This window comes from Halovulum sp. GXIMD14793 (assembly GCF_054457435.1).
The window spans coordinates 60,323-78,682 of record NZ_JBTLNE010000003.1; the positions used below are offsets into that span (position 1 = coordinate 60,323).

The 18,360-nt window shown below is 58.7% G+C and carries 19 protein-coding genes, 2 tRNA genes and 1 pseudogene; 12 read left to right on the plus strand and 10 right to left on the minus strand.

Annotated elements, in window-relative coordinates:
* Window positions 1-5 precede the first annotated feature (5 nt).
* The 5 genes from ACW9UQ_RS00840 to ACW9UQ_RS00860 all read right to left on the minus strand — a co-directional run bounded on the left by ACW9UQ_RS00840 (window position 6) and on the right by ACW9UQ_RS00860 (window position 4,687).
* Entirely contained in the window at window positions 6-2,003 is a 1,998-nt protein-coding gene (locus tag ACW9UQ_RS00840; protein ID WP_458929093.1) for an acetyl-CoA carboxylase biotin carboxylase subunit, read from the minus strand.
* Between the two features lie 93 nt (window positions 2,004-2,096).
* The gene (locus ACW9UQ_RS00845) at window positions 2,097-2,297 is read right to left on the minus strand and encodes a hypothetical protein (protein ID WP_458929094.1); all 201 of its coding nucleotides are present in this window, start codon (window positions 2,295-2,297) and stop codon (window positions 2,097-2,099) included.
* 121 nt (window positions 2,298-2,418) lie between these two features.
* Window positions 2,419-2,772, minus strand: coding sequence for a hypothetical protein (locus ACW9UQ_RS00850; RefSeq protein ID WP_458929095.1), 354 nt, complete (start codon window positions 2,770-2,772; stop codon window positions 2,419-2,421).
* Window positions 2,773-2,847: 75 nt separating this feature from the next.
* Complete coding sequence (locus tag ACW9UQ_RS00855) at window positions 2,848-2,973, minus strand: hypothetical protein (RefSeq protein WP_458929096.1); 126 nt, start codon at window positions 2,971-2,973, stop codon at window positions 2,848-2,850.
* 181 nt (window positions 2,974-3,154) lie between these two features.
* Window positions 3,155-4,687: an acyl-CoA carboxylase subunit beta gene (locus tag ACW9UQ_RS00860; RefSeq protein WP_458929097.1), complete on the minus strand. Its 1,533-nt coding sequence runs from the start codon at window positions 4,685-4,687 to the stop codon at window positions 3,155-3,157.
* Between the two features lie 116 nt (window positions 4,688-4,803).
* Here ACW9UQ_RS00860 and ACW9UQ_RS00865 point away from each other — a divergent pair, with 116 nt between their 5' ends.
* Complete coding sequence (locus ACW9UQ_RS00865; protein ID WP_458929098.1) at window positions 4,804-6,192, plus strand: helix-turn-helix domain-containing protein; 1,389 nt, start codon at window positions 4,804-4,806, stop codon at window positions 6,190-6,192.
* A 13-nt stretch (window positions 6,193-6,205) separates the two neighbouring features.
* Here the strand turns inward: ACW9UQ_RS00865 and ACW9UQ_RS00870 are convergent, their stop codons facing one another.
* Window positions 6,206-6,721: a hypothetical protein gene (locus ACW9UQ_RS00870; RefSeq protein WP_458929099.1), complete on the minus strand. Its 516-nt coding sequence runs from the start codon at window positions 6,719-6,721 to the stop codon at window positions 6,206-6,208.
* Window positions 6,722-6,855: 134 nt separating this feature from the next.
* Between ACW9UQ_RS00870 and ACW9UQ_RS00875 the strand changes: the two genes are divergently transcribed.
* Both ACW9UQ_RS00875 and ACW9UQ_RS00880 read left to right on the plus strand, forming a co-directional pair.
* A tRNA-Gly gene (locus ACW9UQ_RS00875) sits at window positions 6,856-6,930 on the plus strand.
* Between the two features lie 111 nt (window positions 6,931-7,041).
* The gene (locus tag ACW9UQ_RS00880; protein ID WP_458929100.1) at window positions 7,042-7,368 is read left to right on the plus strand and encodes an ArsR/SmtB family transcription factor; all 327 of its coding nucleotides are present in this window, start codon (window positions 7,042-7,044) and stop codon (window positions 7,366-7,368) included.
* Window positions 7,369-7,613: 245 nt separating this feature from the next.
* Here the strand turns inward: ACW9UQ_RS00880 and ACW9UQ_RS00885 are convergent.
* Window positions 7,614-7,690: transfer RNA gene (locus ACW9UQ_RS00885), tRNA-Ile, on the minus strand.
* An 88-nt stretch (window positions 7,691-7,778) separates the two neighbouring features.
* On the opposite strand from ACW9UQ_RS00885, the gene ACW9UQ_RS00890 reads away from it, so the two are divergent.
* From ACW9UQ_RS00890 to ACW9UQ_RS00905, 4 genes and pseudogenes are all read left to right on the plus strand, one after another.
* Complete coding sequence (locus ACW9UQ_RS00890) at window positions 7,779-8,165, plus strand: ABZJ_00895 family protein (RefSeq protein ID WP_458929101.1); 387 nt, start codon at window positions 7,779-7,781, stop codon at window positions 8,163-8,165.
* Between the two features lie 208 nt (window positions 8,166-8,373).
* Window positions 8,374-9,420: a phosphoribosylformylglycinamidine cyclo-ligase gene (gene purM, locus ACW9UQ_RS00895; RefSeq protein ID WP_458929102.1), complete on the plus strand. Its 1,047-nt coding sequence runs from the start codon at window positions 8,374-8,376 to the stop codon at window positions 9,418-9,420.
* The gene (gene purN, locus ACW9UQ_RS00900; RefSeq protein ID WP_458929103.1) at window positions 9,417-10,010 is read left to right on the plus strand and encodes a phosphoribosylglycinamide formyltransferase; all 594 of its coding nucleotides are present in this window, start codon (window positions 9,417-9,419) and stop codon (window positions 10,008-10,010) included. Before purM ends, purN begins: the two co-directional genes overlap by 4 nt.
* 79 nt (window positions 10,011-10,089) lie before the next feature.
* Window positions 10,090-10,218 (plus strand): annotated as a pseudogene (locus tag ACW9UQ_RS00905) (TfoX/Sxy family DNA transformation protein); the annotation flags it as partial.
* Between the two features lie 267 nt (window positions 10,219-10,485).
* On the opposite strand, the gene ndk reads toward ACW9UQ_RS00905, so the two are convergent.
* A complete protein-coding gene (gene ndk, locus ACW9UQ_RS00910) occupies window positions 10,486-10,908 on the minus strand; it encodes a nucleoside-diphosphate kinase (protein WP_458929104.1) in 423 nt (140 codons plus the stop codon).
* Between the two features lie 104 nt (window positions 10,909-11,012).
* Here ndk and ACW9UQ_RS00915 point away from each other — a divergent pair, with 104 nt between their 5' ends.
* From ACW9UQ_RS00915 to ACW9UQ_RS00925, 3 genes are read left to right on the plus strand one after another with little or no spacing between them, the layout of a single operon-like run.
* The gene (locus ACW9UQ_RS00915; RefSeq protein WP_458929105.1) at window positions 11,013-12,872 is read left to right on the plus strand and encodes an ABC-F family ATP-binding cassette domain-containing protein; all 1,860 of its coding nucleotides are present in this window, start codon (window positions 11,013-11,015) and stop codon (window positions 12,870-12,872) included.
* Complete coding sequence (locus ACW9UQ_RS00920; RefSeq protein ID WP_458929106.1) at window positions 12,872-13,498, plus strand: MarC family protein; 627 nt, start codon at window positions 12,872-12,874, stop codon at window positions 13,496-13,498. The genes ACW9UQ_RS00915 and ACW9UQ_RS00920 overlap by 1 nt, the downstream gene beginning before the upstream one ends.
* A complete protein-coding gene (locus ACW9UQ_RS00925) occupies window positions 13,495-14,070 on the plus strand; it encodes a retropepsin-like aspartic protease family protein (RefSeq protein WP_458929107.1) in 576 nt (191 codons plus the stop codon). The genes ACW9UQ_RS00920 and ACW9UQ_RS00925 overlap by 4 nt, the downstream gene beginning before the upstream one ends.
* Here the strand turns inward: ACW9UQ_RS00925 and ACW9UQ_RS00930 are convergent.
* Both ACW9UQ_RS00930 and ACW9UQ_RS00935 read right to left on the minus strand, forming a co-directional pair.
* Window positions 14,063-14,521: a DNA polymerase III subunit chi gene (locus ACW9UQ_RS00930; protein WP_458929108.1), complete on the minus strand. Its 459-nt coding sequence runs from the start codon at window positions 14,519-14,521 to the stop codon at window positions 14,063-14,065. The two genes, ACW9UQ_RS00925 and ACW9UQ_RS00930, sit on opposite strands and share 8 nt — an antisense overlap.
* 5 nt (window positions 14,522-14,526) lie before the next feature.
* Window positions 14,527-16,002 (minus strand): leucyl aminopeptidase, encoded by a 1,476-nt coding sequence (locus ACW9UQ_RS00935; protein ID WP_458929109.1) that lies wholly within the window; start codon window positions 16,000-16,002, stop codon window positions 14,527-14,529.
* A 138-nt stretch (window positions 16,003-16,140) separates the two neighbouring features.
* Here ACW9UQ_RS00935 and ACW9UQ_RS00940 point away from each other — a divergent pair, with 138 nt between their 5' ends.
* Together ACW9UQ_RS00940 and lptG are read left to right on the plus strand one after the other, a co-directional pair.
* Entirely contained in the window at window positions 16,141-17,262 is a 1,122-nt protein-coding gene (locus ACW9UQ_RS00940) for an LptF/LptG family permease (RefSeq protein WP_458929110.1), read from the plus strand.
* Entirely contained in the window at window positions 17,259-18,359 is a 1,101-nt protein-coding gene (gene lptG, locus ACW9UQ_RS00945; RefSeq protein WP_458929111.1) for an LPS export ABC transporter permease LptG, read from the plus strand. The genes ACW9UQ_RS00940 and lptG overlap by 4 nt, the downstream gene beginning before the upstream one ends.
* Window position 18,360: the final 1 nt, after the last annotated feature.

Below are 18,360 nucleotides of genomic sequence, written 5' to 3' on the forward strand. Positions count from 1 at the left end.
CTTGCCTATTCGAACTCCATGATCACGTCATCAACGGCCAGACTATCACCGGCGGCTGCGTTGATCTTGCTGACAACGGCGCGCTTTTCGGCGCGAAGGACGTTTTCCATCTTCATGGCCTCAACGGTACAAAGCACCTGTCCATCCTCGACGGTATCGCCCTCAGCGACAGCTAATGAAACGACAAGCCCCGGCATCGGGCAAAGCAGCAGTTTCGATGTATCAGGCGGCAGCTTTTCCGGCATCAGCGCCAGCAGATCGGCCTGGCGTGGTGTCAGCACCTGCACTTTCAAATCCGCGCCGCGATAACGCAGCTGCGCGCCGCCGGGGGTAAAGGTGGTCTTGACCACCATCGGCGCCCCATTGATCGTTCCTTTGCTCAGGGTCTGCCCTGGCATCCAGTCCGACGCTACGTCATACTGGTCATCCCCCAGCAGCACGCTGGTCTTGCCGTTATGCTCCCCTATCTTGACGTCATAGCGCTGACCGCCCAGCATCACGGCCCAGTCAGGCCCTACCTTGCGCTGGTGATGCGGCATCGCGCCTGAAATCTGTGCCGCGCGCTCCTCAACCCGCATTTTCAGCGCTGCGGCCCCTGCAACCAGACGGCGCAATTCACTTTCAGGCAGGTCAACACCGCCGAAGCCTTCGGGATATTCCTGCTCAATGAACGCGGTGGTGATGTCGCCTGAGACGAATTTCGGATGGTCCATCACGGCAGACAGGAAGGGAATGTTATGACCGATCCCTTCAATTTCAAAAGAATCCAGTGCGACCCGCATCTCCTCAATCGCGGTCGAGCGATCCGGTGCCCAGGTGCATAGCTTGGCGATCATCGGATCGTAGAACATGCTGATCTCGCCGCCTTCATAGACGCCGGTATCGTTGCGCACGACATGGGCTTCGCTGGTCACCTCCTCAGGCGGGCGATAGCGGGTCAGCCGCCCGATAGAGGGCAGGAAGTTGCGATACGGATCCTCGGCATAAAGACGGCTTTCCATGGCCCAGCCGGTCAGTTTCACGTCATCCTGGGCCAGGGGCAGCTTTTCGCCCGCGGCAACACGGATCATCTGTTCGACCAGATCAATGCCGGTGATCAACTCGGTCACCGGGTGTTCGACCTGCAACCGGGTGTTCATCTCAAGGAAATAGAAATTGCGGTCACCATCGACGATGAATTCGACCGTCCCGGCACTGCAATAATCCACCGCCTTGGACAGCGCCACCGCCTGTTCGCCCATCGCCTTGCGGGTGGCCTCATCCAGAAACGGGCTGGGGGCCTCTTCGATGACTTTCTGGTTGCGCCGCTGGATAGAGCATTCACGCTCCCCCAGATAGATCACATTGCCATGCTGATCGCCGAGGACCTGAATTTCGATATGGCGGGGCGAGGTGACGAATTTCTCGATAAAGATCCGGTCATCGCCAAAGCTGGCCTTGGCTTCGTTCTTTGAGGATTGGAACCCCTCGCGCGTTTCCTGCTCGTTCCAGGCGATGCGCATCCCCTTGCCGCCACCGCCCGCGCTGGCCTTGATCATCACCGGATAGCCGACTTCACCCGCAATCTTAACGGCCTCATCCGCATCCGCGATCAGACCCATATAGCCGGGGACCGTCGAAACCCCGGCCTCTGCCGCCAGTTTCTTGGAGGTGATCTTGTCGCCCATCGCCTCAATCGCGCCGACCGGTGGGCCGATAAAGGCGACACCTTCCTTGGCCAGCGCCTCGGCAAATTCTGCCCGCTCGGACAAAAAGCCATAGCCTGGATGCACAGCCTCTGCCCCGGTCTGGCGAATGGTGTTTATGATCTTGTCGATAACGATATAGCTTTCCGCTGCGGGCGGCGGGCCGATATGGACCGCTTCATCGGCCATCTTCACATGCAGCGCATTGCGATCCGCATCGGAATAAACCGCAACGGTGGCGATACCCATCTTGCGGGCGGTCTTGATGACGCGGCAGGCGATCTCGCCCCGATTGGCAATCAGGATCTTTTTGAACATGAACGGACCTCCGTAACCGCACGGAAAGACATCAAAAAACCGCCCGGACGCACGGCCCGGGCGGCTGAATTTGATTTCAGATGGTTCAGTCGGTCAGCACTTGGACGGGTAGCGCTGACAAAAGAGCACATTGGCCCCTGCACCGACGACGGCGCCTGTAGCGACATCGCCATCCAGAATGACCGCCGTACCCGCACCAGCGCCCGCACCGATAAGCGCCTGTTCTCCGATTGTGTCGCCACAGCTGGCAAGCGCCAGAAGGGCTGCGAACGACAGAGACGTAGTTTTGAACATTTTAGGTCTCCTTTGCCTGTGTTCCTCAATAGAGTGGATTCTACAGGCAAAATCGCATGATCACGAGAGGTTTCATCAACCTGGTCGGCGGATTTCTGCTGGGTTTGCAACATGTTTGACATCATCCCGTGACCTTAATGACGTCTGGAAAGCTGGCGCGGGCCACATCTGGATCGATTTGCAGCAGGGCATCATAGCTTTCCGGATCGAAAGGATCCTCCGCCGCAACCACCTCGCGCCCGAACAGCCAGGACAGCCGCCCGGCATCCAAATTCCCACGTTCAAAGGGTTCAGCGCCGAAATGCGTCCACAAAGCTTCCATAAACGCGGTATCCGCGGCCCGGTCAGCAGGTCGGCGGTCAGCGTGCCGCGCCCGTTCGGTCAGCTTAGTCGGCGTCCCCTTGGCGGGCCGTCGCAATGTGAACTGGAAATCTGTGCCGGTCAGACGGCTGGGGAACCTGCGGTGCTTTAGCATGGCACCGCTCCGACATCAGGGTTCAGCCGGAAAACGGATCGGCGATAAAAAACCGCCGATCCGGGAAACCAGGTATTAGTACTTACCGGTGAATACAGGCTCCGGCGTGGGTGCTGGTGCGGGTGCCGGCTCTTCCTGCTGTGCACAGGCGGATACGGCCAGAGCGGCTGCGATAGCAGCGATTTTGAGTGTGGTCGACATTCCTCGATCCTTTCACGGATTTTGTTTGTTCCTACGCTCCCCCCTCGTGGGTAGGCGCGAGTCCAGACCCTATCGCGGAAATCGCGAATTGCAATGCACTGCAACAGTTTACAGCGAAAAACGGCAAAACCTGCGGCAAAACGGCCAAAAAAACTGCGGGCGCAGGGGGAAACGAGCAGCGTCATAGCGGGATATTGTCGTGTTTCTTCCAGGGATTTGTCAGCTGCTTCCCCTTTAGCGCAGCAAAGGCACGAGCCACCCGGCGACGTGTTGAGTGCGGCATGATCACATCGTCGATAAAGCCTTTTTCCGCGGCCACAAAAGGGTTTGCGAAGCGATCTTCATAGTCTTTCGTGCGCTCAGCGATCTTCTCGGGATCATCCAATTCGGACCGATAGATGATCTCCGTCGCACCTTTCGCGCCCATCACCGCAATCTCAGCTGTGGGCCAGGCGTAGTTGATGTCACCGCGCAGATGCTTGGAGGCCATCACGTCATAGGCTCCACCATAAGCTTTGCGCGTGATCACGGTAACTTTGGGAACCGTCGCCTCGCCATACGCAAACAGAAGCTTCGCACCATGTTTGATCACACCGCCATATTCCTGGCTGGTGCCGGGCAGAAAGCCAGGCACATCAACCAGTGTCAGAATCGGTATCTCAAACGCATCACAGAATCGCACGAACCGCGCCGCCTTGCGCGAACTGTCGATATCCAAGCAGCCCGCCAGCACCATGGGCTGGTTGGCCACCACACCGACGGTTGATCCTTCCAGCCGGATAAAGCCTGTCAGGATGTTCTTCGCGAAATCCTTCTGGATCTCATAAAAATCACCCTCATCCGCGAGCTTCAGGATCAACTCCCGCATATCATAAGGGGTGTTGGGGTTGTCTGGCACCAGCGTATCCAGGCTTTCCTCGATCCGGCCCGGATCATCGAAGAACGGTCGAACCGGCGGCTTATCGCGGTTCGACAAGGGCAGAAAATCAACCAGACGGCGCACTTCGATCAGCGCCTCGACATCGTTTTCAAATGCCCCATCCGCGACCGAGGATCTGCTGGTATGGGTCTTGGCACCGCCCAGTTCCTCTGCGGTCACCACCTCGTTGGTCACGGTTTTGACCACATCGGGACCGGTCACGAACATGTAGGAACTGTCGCGCACCATGAAGATAAAGTCTGTCATCGCAGGGGAATAGACCGCCCCGCCCGCGCATGGCCCCATGATCACGCTGATCTGCGGCACAACACCTGATGCCAGAACATTGCGCTGGAACACTTCGGCATAGCCAGCCAGCGAAGCGACCCCTTCCTGAATCCGCGCGCCGCCGGAATCGTTCAGCCCAATCACCGGCGCGCCATTGCGCAGCGCCATATCCATGATCTTGCAGATTTTCTGCGCATGAGTTTCCGACAAAGAGCCGCCCAGCACGGTAAAATCCTGACTGAAGACATAGACCTGACGCCCGTTGATCGTGCCCCAGCCGGTCACTACCCCGTCCCCGGGATGCTTCAGCTTGTCCATACCGAAATCCGTCGCCCGGTGGGCCACGAACATGTCGAATTCTTCGAAACTGTCAGGGTCCAGCAGGACCTCGATCCGTTCGCGCGCGGTCAACTTGCCTTTGGTGTGCTGCGCTGTGATGCGCCGCTCACCACCACCGGCCTGGGCTTCGTCGCGCCGGGTTTCCAGTTCGCCGAGGATATCTTTCATCGCGTCCCCCTGTTTTGCGGCGCAGCCTAGGCGATCCCGGGGCGGGGGCGAAGCGAATTTTGGTGAATTTGCAAAATTAGCTTTCGCGACGGGTTGAAAATTGCAAAGTTGCGAAGATGGTGGCACAGAAACTCTATGCCGGGGTGAAGTTGCGCGAATTGCGCACGGCCCGGACCCTGACCCAAAAGGACTTTGCCGCACGCCTTGGCGTGTCGCTGTCCTATCTCAACCAGATGGAAAATAACCATCGCCCGATCTCGGCCGCGGTGGTTCTGGGGCTGGCGCGTGAATTTGGCTACGATGTCACCGAGTTGAGCGTGGGTGAGGCCGATCGCATGGCCATCGACATGCGCGAAGCGCTGGCTGATCCCGTGTTTGATGGCGATCTTGTGCCGCAAGGCGATCTGCAGCTTATGGCCTCAAACGCGCCGGGGCTGGCGCGAGCCTTTTTGAAACTGCACCGGGCGCACCGCGAAAAGGCTGAGCGTCTGGCCAGCCTGTCCGAAGCCATCGGCAGCGAAGATGCCGCCATGGCCCCCCTGCCCTGGGAAGAAGTCCGCGACTTCTTCCATTACTGCGACAACTACATAGATGCCGTCGACCGGGCCGCTGAAAGACAGGGCGCAGAACTGACCGGCGATCGGCTGGCCGCGCTGACCCAACGGCTAAGCGACGCGCATGATGTCACACTGGATTTCACCAACGGCCCCCTACGCCATTTCGATGCCGCAACACGCCGATTGTCCCTGTCGCAAGAGGCCGACACGGCCACAAGGGATTTCCAGATTGCGCATCAGCTTGCGCTTCTGGACCAGAACGACCTGCTGGAAGCGACACTTGACCTGGCCCGGTTTCATCTGCCCGAGGCACGCGCCATCGCCAAGATCGGACTGGCCAACTATTTCGCCGGGGCCTTGTTAATGCCTTATGGTGCCTTTCTGCAGGCCGCGTCCGAACTGCGCCACGATCTACAGGCGCTGTCGCAGCGCTTTGGCACATCGCTGGAACAAACCGCGCATCGACTGTCAACGTTGCAACGCCCAGGGGCCAAGGGCGTGCCGTTCTTCTTTGTGCGTGTCGATCAGGCCGGGACGATCACCAAGCGGCACTCTGCCACTTCGCTGCAATTTGCCCGGTTTGGCGCGGGCTGCCCGCTATGGAATGTCCACCGCGCCTTTGAAACGCCCGGGCGATTTCTGCGGCAACTGGCCGAGATGCCCGACGGCAAACGCTATTTCTGTCTGGCGCGCGATGTCTCAAAACCCTCGATGCGCTTTACCGATCCTGTGCGCCGCTACGCCATCGGTCTGGGCTGCGAAATAAGCCACGCTGACAAACTGATCTATGCAGATGGTATGGACGTCAGCGCCGGGTTTGCGCCGATCGGTGTTTCGTGCCGCATCTGCGAGCGCCCGGATTGCCATCAGCGCGCAGTGCCGCCGATGACCCGGGGCCTGACGATCAATCCCGATCATCGCGGCGCGCTGCCTTATGAGTTAACGTAACGTAACGTAAAAATCAGCTCGCGCTGATTTCAAACGGCATCTCGAACTCCACCACCTCCTCGGAGCCGAGGTCATGCATGCGGATGCGCAGCTTGAAATTGCCCGGGGCCAGCCCCTTCAGCGTGATGGTCAGGTTCAGAAACATCTCCCGCGCCTCATTGCGGGATTTCAGCGAGATGGTCTGAAACGCGTTCTGCTGCAGGATCACCACTCCGCCTGCGGTCTCTACCTCGAAATCGAGAATCACGCCGAATTCGTTCTCGCCGCCGAGATCAAAGAACCCGTATCCTTTGGGCTCTGCATAGATGTAAAATGGCTCATCTGCGGCAAAGGGCCCATCCGGGCGGCGCTTGTAACCCCCATAAGAGCTTGCCTTTTCCGAAACGAACATCGCGTTCTCGACGGTCATCGGGGCGGCATTCCAAGCCTCGGCATATGCCGCCTCTGCCGCCTTCAGATCATCTTGATCCTGGGACCAGGCAACAGGCGCGGCCAGCAGTAATGCGGCCAGTGTAAACAAGGTCTTCATCAAAGGGCCCCCGGTTAGACTATCTCTTTTGACAGGACCTTAGTGGGGCCAGACCGGGAAAACCAAGATGTTTTTGAAAGCTTTCCGGTGGCTGTGTTGACGCGCCAACGGCAAGGGGCTAGATCAGTCCAGACGCGGGTGTAGCTCAGTGGTAGAGCGTCAGCTTCCCAAGCTGAATGTCGTGAGTTCGATCCTCATCACCCGCTCCAACACCTTTTCGCCATGTTTCGCCGCAAAATGATCATTCTGTCGTGTTTCTTTCACATGATGAATGGCGGTGGAGTGCCAGTATTTTGGTTGAGAACGACGGGCGTATGGTTATGAGGGATCAGGGTGCCGAGACTGGCAATCGTGAAGAGTTAAAGACAGAGGTTGCTGAGGCAGCCGGATTCCTGAAAGCACTAAGCCATTCAGGTCGGTTGCTGATCATGTGTCATTTGGCCGAGGGTGAAAAATCCGTAAACGAGCTTGAAGCCATTGTTGGCATCCGGCAGGCAGCCGTATCCCAGCAACTTGCGCGCCTTCGGCACGAGAGCATGGTGACATCCCGCCGTCAGGGCAAAATGATCTACTACTCTCTTGCTGATGAACGTGCCCGACGTATGGTCGGGATCCTGAAAGAGTTGTTTTGCAAGTCAGCCCTCTAGGGCTGACCCATACCCCGACGAAACTTCTGCACTAAATCGTATCTCGGGATGCTAGCGCGACCCTCGCCTGCGTCGCCGGCCGCTTCGATCTAGCCTGATGAGGGAAGGTTGATGCCTTGCCTCAGGGAGCTTTTCAGAACCACACAAACGCTGCGGCTTAGTAGAGAGCCTGAAACAATGGCGTGTCCCGCAATGGCCTTTCGCTGGGGGTTTGCCCCTTGGAAACACTGCGCTTTTCAGCGGGATGGTAGGCCCGGAGGGACTCGAACCCCCAACCAAAGCGTTATGAGCGCTCTGCTCTAACCAATTGAGCTACAGGCCCGACCTTTGCGCAGGCCTAGCAGACTGATCAGGCTGGTCAAGATCATCCTTTTGCGACATCCTGACAGACAGAAAAGGACAAAGGCAATATGCAACCATCATTCCCATCTATTCTGCTGCGCTTCTTTCTGGTTCTGTTGGCGGTCAAAATCGTTCTTTCTGGGCTGATTTGGGTATTTCCAGCGCTGGAAAATGCCAGCATGGCAGTAATTGCCGGCATCGTGGCGGCGATGGCTGCGGGACAGCACTACTATTCCATGACCAACCGTGTTCCCACCAGCAAAGAGTCTTGGCGTTATGCGCTAGCTTTCGTCTTTCTGGAGATATTAAAGCGTTTCGGGATAAACCTAAGACACAAGCTTATCCCGAAACGCAGTGATAAGCCGATAGGGTGTACGCGTTTCGATTTTATGCGATGTCTCAAGGTAAACTCGAAACGCTTTAATCGCTATTCCGGTCGTCTTTCTTCTGTTTAGGGATATGTGGGTTCAGACTCAGGGCTGGTTGAATGTCTTTCTGCTCATCCTGGCGCTGCTGCTGCTGGTCAAGATACTTGCCGCAAGATGGATTTTTATGTCAGGCGCTAAGCAGATGGCTAAGCACACCAAAACCTGAGCAATGGACAGTCAAGGCCACCCTTGATAGGTGGCTTCTATCCAAGCCAGCGAAGCGGAGTGCAGTAAGATGACCCAGCCAGAAAAAGGCCTGACCTATGCGGATGCCGGGGTCGATATTGATGCGGGCAACGCGCTGGTCGAAAAGATCAAACCAGCTGCAGCTTCGACGGACCGGACCGGGACAATGTCCGGGCTGGGCGGGTTTGGTGCGCTGTTTGATCTAAAGGCCGCAGGCTATCACGATCCCATTCTGGTGGCCGCAACCGATGGCGTGGGGACCAAGCTGAAGCTGGCGATCGAACAGGACCGGCTGGATACGGTGGGCATTGATCTGGTGGCGATGTGCGTCAATGACCTGGTGTGCCAGGGGGCTGAGCCCTTGTTCTTCCTGGACTATTTTGCCACCGGCAAGCTGGAAACCGACCGTGCTGCCGCCATTATCAACGGCATTGCCGAAGGCTGCCGTCAGGCGGGGTGCGCCCTGATTGGTGGGGAAACCGCCGAGATGCCGGGTATGTATGCGGGCAGTGATTTCGATCTGGCAGGGTTTGCCGTCGGCGCAATGGAGCGCGGCACCGCCCTGCCCCGGACGGTTCGGGCCGGGGACGTGATCGTTGCCCTGACATCATCCGGCGTGCATTCCAACGGCTATTCACTGGTGCGCAAATGCGTCGAGCGGGCCGGGCTGGCCTGGGACGCCCCCGCGCCCTTTGCCAATACGACATTGGGCACCGCACTGCTGGAACCAACCCGCATCTATATCCGCGCCGCCCGGGCTGCGATGTCACAATGCGATATTGGCGCATTGGCCCATATCACCGGCGGCGGATTGACCGAAAATCTGCCCCGTGTTCTGCCCAAGGGATTGGGGGCAGAAATCGACCTCGGCAGCTACACCCTGCCACCTGTGTTTGGCTGGCTACAGGAACAGGCCGGCGTGGACGATGCTGAAATGCTAAAGACCTTTAATTGCGGTATTGGCATGGTCGCGGTACTGCCCGAAGCTGAGCTAGCGACTTGCTTGCAGGTTTTGCAGAGTACAGGCGAAGACGCCTTTATGATTGGGCGTGTCACCGATGGCGAAGGTATCAGATACTCCGGCAGCCTTGCATGAGCCGCAAGCGCATTGCGATCCTGATCTCCGGCTCCGGCACCAATATGGCAGCCCTTCTGGCCGACATGGCCACCGCTGATCATCCGGCTGAACCGGTGCTGGTCGTCTCCAATATCGCAGGCGCTGGCGGTCTGGCCAAAGCTAAGGCTGCAGGCGTGCCAACGGCGGTAGTGCCGCATCAGGGGCGCGAGCGGGAAGAATTTGAAGCTGCCCTGCTGGTGGCGCTGAACGAGGTCGCGCCGGATATCATCTGCCTTGCGGGGTTCATGCGGATTCTCAGCCCGGATTTTGTCAGCCATTACAAGGGGCGCATGCTGAACATCCACCCTTCGCTTTTGCCTTTGTTCCCAGGCCTCAACACACATGCACGCGCCCTGGACGCAGGCATGGCTGTACATGGTGCAACGGTGCATCTGGTGACACCGGAACTCGATGCAGGCCCGATTTGCGGCCAAACGGTCATTCCGGTCCTAAGTGGTGACACACCCGAGACCTTGGCTGCGCGCTTACTGCCAAAGGAAAACAAGCTTTACCCAGCCGTGTTACGCGCGTTCTTGTCAAACGAACCAAAACCCATCTGCGTCATGTAGGGTGGGTTTCAACCCACCCCACCCAAAGCGCTGCGCCATGTCCGACACAATCACCAGTTTAAGAAACCTCGGCCATGCAATGGCCGAAGCCTTTGCTGCCGCAGGTATTCACACAGCAGACGACCTGCGTCATCTTGGCCTGGACGAGGCGTACGCCCGCCTGATCGCCGCCGGGACGAAGCCACATTTCATCGCCTATTGCGCTGTGGCGATGGGGTTGCCGGATCGCAGCCTCAAGGACCTGACACCGGATGAGAAAGACGTCCTGCGCATTCGGTTCGATGCCATCAAGGCCGCAAAACAAAAGGCCCCTTCCGAACTGGAAGAGGCCCTTGATGCGTTAAAGCGTTTCGAGTTTACCTTGAGACATCACATAAAATCGAAACGCGTACACCATATAGGCTTATCACTGCGTTTCAGGATAATCTTTTGTCTCAGGTTTATCCCGAAACGCTTTAGGTGTGAAACCGAAGGCTTAGCCGACCAGTTCCAGACCCGAGAAGAAGAACGCAATTTCCTCAGCCGCAGTTTCCGGTGCGTCGGAACCGTGGACGGAATTCTCACCGATCGACAGGGCGAATTCCTTACGGATGGTGCCATCAGCAGCCTCTGCCGGGTTGGTCGCGCCCATCACTTCGCGGTTTTTGGCAATCGCATTCTCGCATTCCAGAACCTGAGCAACGATCGGGCCCGACGACATGAAGTCGACCAGTTCCTGGTAGAAGGGGCGCTCTTTATGCACCTCGTAGAACTTGCCGGCCTGTTCTGCGCTCAGCTTCAGGCGCTTTTGCGCGACGATGCGCAGGCCTGCTTCTTCAAACTTGGCATTGATGGCACCGGTCAGGTTACGTTTGGTGGCATCGGGTTTGATCATCGAATATGTGCGTTCAAGCGCCATGGGTATCCCTCATGAAATCTGGTTTCGCGGCGGCGATAGCATGGTGACGCTGCGGGGAAAAGGGCGAAGTTGACAAGCCTGCCTCAGCCCGTCAAACCCGGTCCATGCTGACGATCCGCAATATCTCTTTCGCCATCGAAGGGCGCCCCCTTATCGAAGATGCTTCGGCGGTGATCCCGGCGGGGCACAAGGTGGGGCTTGTGGGGCGCAACGGGACCGGCAAGACGACGCTGTTCCACCTGATCCGGGGCGAATTGAATCTGGATCAGGGAGAGATTGAATTGCCGCGCGGCGCGCAGATCGGCGGTGTCTCGCAGGAAGTGCCCAGCAATGAGGTCAGTCTGCTGAACACGGTGCTGGCCGCCGATACCGAACGCGCCGCCCTGCTGGCCGAGGCGGAGACCGCGACCGATCCCGGACGGATCGCTGATATTCACACACGGCTGGCTGATATCCGCGCCCATTCGGCCGAAGCGCGGGCCGGGGCGATCCTGAACGGGCTCGGCTTTGATGTCGCCGCCCAGCAGCGCCCCTGCTCGGACTATTCCGGCGGCTGGCGGATGCGCGTGGCACTGGCCGCCGTGCTGTTTTCCGAACCGGACCTGTTGCTGCTGGATGAGCCGACCAACTATCTGGATCTGGAAGGCACGATCTGGCTGGAAAGCTATCTGGCTCGCTATCCCCATACCGTTATCGTCATCAGCCATGACCGCAACCTTCTGAACCGGTCGGTTGGCGGTATCCTGCATCTGGATCAGCGCGACCTGACTTTCTATCAGGGCAATTTCGAGAATTTCGTGCGTCAGCGCGCGGCCCGGCGCGAACAGCAGATGGCTGAAAAGAAAAAAGTCGATGCGGCGCGTGCGCATATGCAAAGCTTTGTTGACCGCTTCCGCTACAAGGCGTCGAAGGCCAAACAGGCACAATCGCGCCTGAAAGCGCTGGAGCGGATGGGCACGGTGGATGCGGTCATCGAAGACAGCATCGCCGCCTTCAACTTTCCCCAGCCCGAGGACCTGTCGCCGCCGATCATCCGGCTGGAAGAGGTCGATGTCGGCTATGACGGCAAGCCGGTCCTGCGGAACCTGAACCTACGGATTGATCAGGATGATCGCATCGCGCTGCTTGGCGCGAACGGACAGGGAAAGTCCACGCTTTCCAAGTTGTTGTCGGATCGCCTTAAAGCAATGGATGGCCGGTTGCATCGCTCATCCAAGCTGCGGATCGGCTATTTCGCACAACATCAGGTGGATGAGCTGCACCTGGACGAAACACCGCTGGATCACGTCCGTCGCCAGCGTCCCGGGGAAACACCGGCGAAGCTGCGCTCGCGCCTTGCGCAGGGCGGTATCGGGGTGGAGATCGCGGAAAACAAGGTCGCCAAACTGTCTGGTGGGCAAAAGGCGCGGCTGTCACTGCTGCTGGCAACGCTGGACGCGCCGCATCTGATCATTCTGGATGAGCCCACAAACCACCTTGATATCGAAAGCCGCGAAGCTTTGGTGCAGGCCCTGAACGAATATACCGGGGCCGTCATTCTGGTCAGCCATGACGCGCATCTGATCGATTGCGTGGCGGATCGGTTGTGGCTGGTCAAGGATGGCCATGTCCGGCCCTTTACTGATGATCTGGACGCCTATCAGAAACTGCTGCTCTCTGAACGCGGCGGGGTGGAAAAGCCCAAGCCGGTCGCGAAGCCAAAACCCAAATCCGCCCCGCGCAACGTCATCGCGCCATTGCAGGCCGATGTGACCAAATGCGAGGCGCGGATCGCCAAGCTGGAGGAGTTGCGCGACAACATCGATATCCGCCTGTCCAACCCCGTTCTTTACAAGAGCGGCGACACAGAAGAGATTGAAAAGTGGCAGAAAAAGCGGGCTGAGGTTATGGACGGGCTGGACCGGGCCGAGGCCCTGTGGATGGCCGCGGTTGAGCGGCTGGACACAGCCAGAAAGGCGGGCTGATGCTGGAAATCGCGCTGACCACCTTTGCCACGCTCTTCGTGATCATTGATCCGATCGGGCTGGCCCCGATTTTTGTTGCGGTAACGCGCGGCATGACCAATGCCAATCGCAGCGCGGTCGCGGGCCGCGCCTGTCTCATCTCAATCTTCGTCCTTGCCGCGTTTGCCTTGGGCGGAGAGCAATTGCTGACCCTTATCGGCGTCAGCATGCCGGCCTTTCGCATCGCAGGTGGCCTGTTGCTGTTCCTGATCGCCGTTGAAATGCTCTTCGAACGGCGGACAGAGCGCCGCGGCAAACAGGCTGATCCCGAACTTGTGGACGATCCATCCGTCTTTCCCCTTGCAACGCCACTGATCGCGGGTCCCGGTGCCTTGGCGACGATGGTGCTACTGGCCAATCAACATCAGGGCTGGACCTCCATGCTGGTGATCCTGGGCATGATGGCGGTGGTGATCCTGTCAGTCTACATCCTGTTTCGGCTGGCCGCCCCGCTGGAGCGTGTCCTCGGGCAGGTCGGCACCAATGTTGTCACCCGGCTTTTGGGCATCCTGCTGGCGGCCTTGTCCGTGCAATTCGTTATTGATGGTTTGCGCGACGCCGGATTTCTGGCATTGTCTGGATCATGAGTGAAGATCAATCGTTGCGCCTGCTATATTTCGTGCTGCTTGGCTTATTTGTCGGCAGCTATTTCTTGTTCAATGCGGGTAAAAGACTAAGCGAAACGCTGAAAAACGCGCTTCTATGGCTGTGTATATTCATCGTTGTTCTGATCGGCTATGCCAACAAGGACCTGCTGCAAACTCAGTTAATGGGTTCAGCGCAGAGCCTTGGGGACGGCAAGGTAACGCTGACCCGGTCCTTCGATGGGCATTATTACGCCGATCTTGAGATCAACGGTGCCATCATTCCATTCGTCGTTGATACCGGTGCCAGCCAGGTTGTGCTGAACCGCGAAGATGCGGCGCGGGCCGGTTTCGATGTCGATGAATTGCGCTTCTGGGGCCGTGCCAGCACCGCCAATGGCGAAGTGCGAACCGCGCCGGTGCGGCTGGATGATGTGCGGTTTGGCGATTTCCATGACACCAATGTTCAAGCCTCGGTTAACGGGGCAGAGCTTGACACCTCGCTGCTGGGCATGAGCTATCTTGAGCGTTTCGAACTGCGTTTTGTCGACAACAAGCTTCACCTGATCAGGTAGAGGCTTTTTCGACCCATCTTCCGCCGTCCTGTGCCCAGTATTTGCCGGTCAGACCCGCCGGTTGCAAGGCACGCCAATCCTCGCGCGCGGCCTCGACTGCAGCAGGCTCATTGCCATTGAAAATCAGGCAGGTACGTTCGAAACCTGCGGCTTCCTCGGGCTGAAGGCGCGCGCCATCAACCAACATCAGGATATTGGCTGCGTTGGGGATGTCGTCTGTGTCCGTCAGAAACACCGGCTGCTGGTCGGCATGGTCCATCGCGGCTGTGCCATGGGGCAGGAAACTGTCCGGGCGATAGCGCCACAGATGCTCGTCCAGCGCATTGATCCGCGCAGCAGACGGCGCGCGCACCACAGCGCGCCAGCCGCGCTGCAGGCTGCGCTCCAGCAAATCAGGCAGGGTCTGTTCCAGCACACTGCTGGTCAGGTGATAGAACAGAACCTCGCCCACGGGGATCAGGCCTCGTATGTATCGCGGATCAGCCGATCCAGTGCCCGCACACCCCAGCCGGTGGCCCCTTTTGGCGCAAACTCCGTCGCCTTTTTGACCGAGGCAACGCCAGCGATGTCCAGATGGCACCAAGGGACATCATCCTTGACGAAACGCTTCAGGAACTGGGCCGCCGTGATCGACCCGGCCATGCGCCCGCCGGTATTCGCGATGTCTGCAATCTTGCTGTTGATTAGCTTGTCATAGGCTGGCCCCATGGGCATCCGCCATGCGCCTTCGCCCTCGGCTTCTGCGGCGGCAAGAAAGGCATCGGCCAGCCCGTCATCATTGGAGAACACGCCCGCATTCTCATGCCCCAGCGCGATCAGCATTGCGCCGGTCAGCGTGGCCAGATTGATCATGCCTGCGGGTTTGAATTGTTCCTGCGTGTACCAAAGGATATCGGCCAGCACCAAGCGCCCTTCGGCGTCGGTGTTGATGATCTCGATCGTGTCCCCTTTCATCGAGGCCACCACATCGCCCGGGCGCGTTGCCTCGCCGTCCGGCATGTTTTCCACAAGGCCGACCACGCCGATAACATTCGCCTTGGCCTTGCGCTTGGCGACCGCCATCATCACGCCCGAGACAACACCGGCCCCGCCCATATCCATGGTCATGTCTTCCATGCCCGCCGATGGTTTCAGGCTGATGCCGCCAGTGTCAAAGACCACGCCTTTACCGACAAGCGCAAAAGGGGCGGCTTTCTTTGGCCCGCCATTCCATTTCATCACCACAACCTTCGACGGGCTGGCAGAGCCCTGCCCGACCGCCAGCAGCGACCGCATTCCCAGCCGCTTCAGTTTGGTTTCTTCCATCACCTCAACCTGCACGCCCAGTTCTTTCAGAACCGACAGTCGCTTGGCGAACTCCGTCGTGGTCAGAACATTGGCCGGTTCATTGGTTAGATCACGGGTAAATAACACACCCTCGGCAATGGCCGCCAGCGGCTTGAACGCGGTGCGTGCGGCTGCGGGCTGCGCCACCATCATCTTGGCGGCATCATTGCGTGTATCCCCAGCCTTTCCAGTGCGATAAGCGTTGAAGTTATAGCTGCGGAGCGTCAGGCCATAGGCCAGTTCCGCACCATGCGGATGGGCGTCGGCCAGAACGGTCAGAGCCCCCTTGCCCTTAAACACCGCCGCCGCCGCCCCAGCCTTGCGCGCAACCTCCGGGTCCGCTGCCGCGTCCAGCTTCAGGACCTGCAGCGCATCCGCGTCCATCCCGGCGGGCATTGAAAGCGTATGGCCGCTGCCAGCCTCCAGCGCATCCCAGACGTCGCTGGCCGCCAACCGCTTCAACGCACCGCCAGTCAGCTTGTCGACGGCCGATGCCGCCTTGCTTAGCTTGCCATCGGTGGCCATCAGCACACAGACCTTCCCTTTGGCCTTAGCGAATGTGTCCGTGTTGGTGGCGGCGAACGTGATTTTCAGCGGTTTGGTCATAAGATGCTCCGACTTTTTTTTGGATATTTCCAACCTGTTTAAGCGGTTCCCCGCGCCTTGGCCAGAACGGGGTGGCGCGCGGCGTCTGCTTGTCTATTATGCGCCCGATTGATCCACGACCAAAAACACAGGAGTAAGATGCGCCGACTGGATGCATATGTGCTGCGACACTATGTGGGTGCGTTCCTGTTTTTCTGCCTGATCATGGTGGGGGTGATCTGGCTGGTGAAAGCCGTTCCGCTGATTGATGCGATCATCGCCTCGGGCAAATCGATTCTGGTGTTTTTGCTGTTCTCCACCTTCGTTCTGCCGCTGGTGTTGAAAATCGTCATGCCCTTGGCCTGTCTAGCGGGGGCGATCTATGCGCTGAACAAGCTTTATACCGATGCGGAACTGGTGGTGATGATGGCCGCAGGGCAAGGGCCGTTTTCGCTGGCCCGTCCAACGCTGATCTATGCCCTGTTGGTCGCCGGGCTGACATTGCTTGCCACCCTGTTTTTCGATCCCTGGGCCGAGACAAAGATGGCCGAGGAACAGGCGGCGATCCGCTCGGAACTGGCCAGTGCTGTGCTGGTGGAGGGGCGGTTCATTCACCCGATGGACGGTCTGTCCATCTTTATTCGCGACACCTCAGATGCGGGGCAGATGGCTGGGCTGTTCCTGCATGATGAGCGTGTGCCGGAACAGACAACGACCTACACCGCCACCCGCGCCGTGTTGCTGCGCGATGGTGATCTGGCACGGCTGGTGATGTCGGACGGGATTGCGCTGAACTACGATACCGACACCAAGATCCTATCCCGCGTGCAGTTCGACGAATTCACGTATGACCTGTCAGACCTTTTGGCCAAGAAATCCCAGACCTTCCGCCGGATCGGCAGTTTTACGCTGTCTGAGTTGCTCAACCCAACGCAGGAGATGATCGACAGCACTTGGTATGAGCGCGGCGATTTCGTTGCTTTCGGGCACGAGCGGCTTGTTCTGGCACTGAACGCTTTTGTCATGCCGTTTCTAGCGCTGGCCATCATGCTGACCGGCAGCTATCAGCGCAAAGGCTTCGGGCGGCGGATCACGGTGACTATCCTGGCCGGCGTGGCGCTGGCCGCGACCGGCATCGCGATAAAGTCCGTGGTGATCGGCGATCCGGATAGCTGGCCGGTATTCTATGCGGCACCGTTTCTGTTTGGCCTGACTGCGACCCTCTTGCTGTGGCGCTCTTCCCGGGCGCGGTCGCGAAGCCCGGAGGCTATAGCGACATGACGGTTTGGCGCTACATCACGCTGCGCTTTCTAAGCCGGGTGCTGATCGTCTCAGCCCTGATCCTTGGCCTTGTGCTGCTGTTGACCATGATCGACAACATGAGTCGTGCAGCCGCAGTTGGGCGCGGTACGGATTTCGCCGCCAAGCTGACCCTGACACAAGCCCCGGCGACCCTGTCCAAAGTGTTCCCGCTGGTTCTTATGCTGGCATCCTTATGGACCTTTCTTGGCCTATCGCGCAGCTCGGAACTGGTTATATTGCGCGCCGCAGGCGTGTCCGCCCTGCGGTTTTTGTTGTTCCCGCTTATCGCAGCCATCCTTTTGGGCGGGATTGCCGTGACCGTGTTCAATCCCGTGGTCGCCGTCACCACACAAGCCCATAGTGCCCTGCGTGATGAGATGTCGCGCGGCAGCGGCAATGTCCTGTCTTTGTCCGAGGATGCCCTATGGCTTCGCCAAGGCGGGGATGACGGACAGACGGTGATCGAGGCCCGGCGCGTCAGCGCTGATGGTCTGATTCTGTTTGGGGTCCGCATGCACCGGTTCAACACAGAGAACACATTAACAAGCCGGATCGAGGCGCGGTCCGCAGCACTGAGTGACGGTGTCTGGGTCTTGCGCGGCGTGACGCGCTGGGACCTTTCGCCCGGTGATGACGGGCGCTTGCGCCAGCCCGAACAATTGCCCGAGCTACGCTTGCCAACCGACCTGAGCCAAGAGCGTATCCTTGATACTTTCGCCTCGCCCGAGGCTGTGTCGATCTGGGAAATGCCTGAATTCATCCAATCGCTGGAGAATGCCGGTTTCTCTGCCCAGCGGCATCGCGTCTTTTTTCACACCGAACTGGCCCGCCCGGCGTTGTTCGCAGCGATGGTCCTGATCGGAGCCGCTTTTGCGCTGCGTAATGTGCGTTTCGGTCAAACCGGGGTAATGGTGCTGATGGCGGTATTTTCTGGCTTTCTGCTGTATTTCTTCAAGGATCTGACGGAATCATTGGGCAATGCGGGGTCCGTGCCGAGCGTTCTGGCCGCCTGGACGCCGCCGATGGTAGCCATCCTGTTATCAATCACGATCCTTTTGCATCTGGAAGACGGCTGAG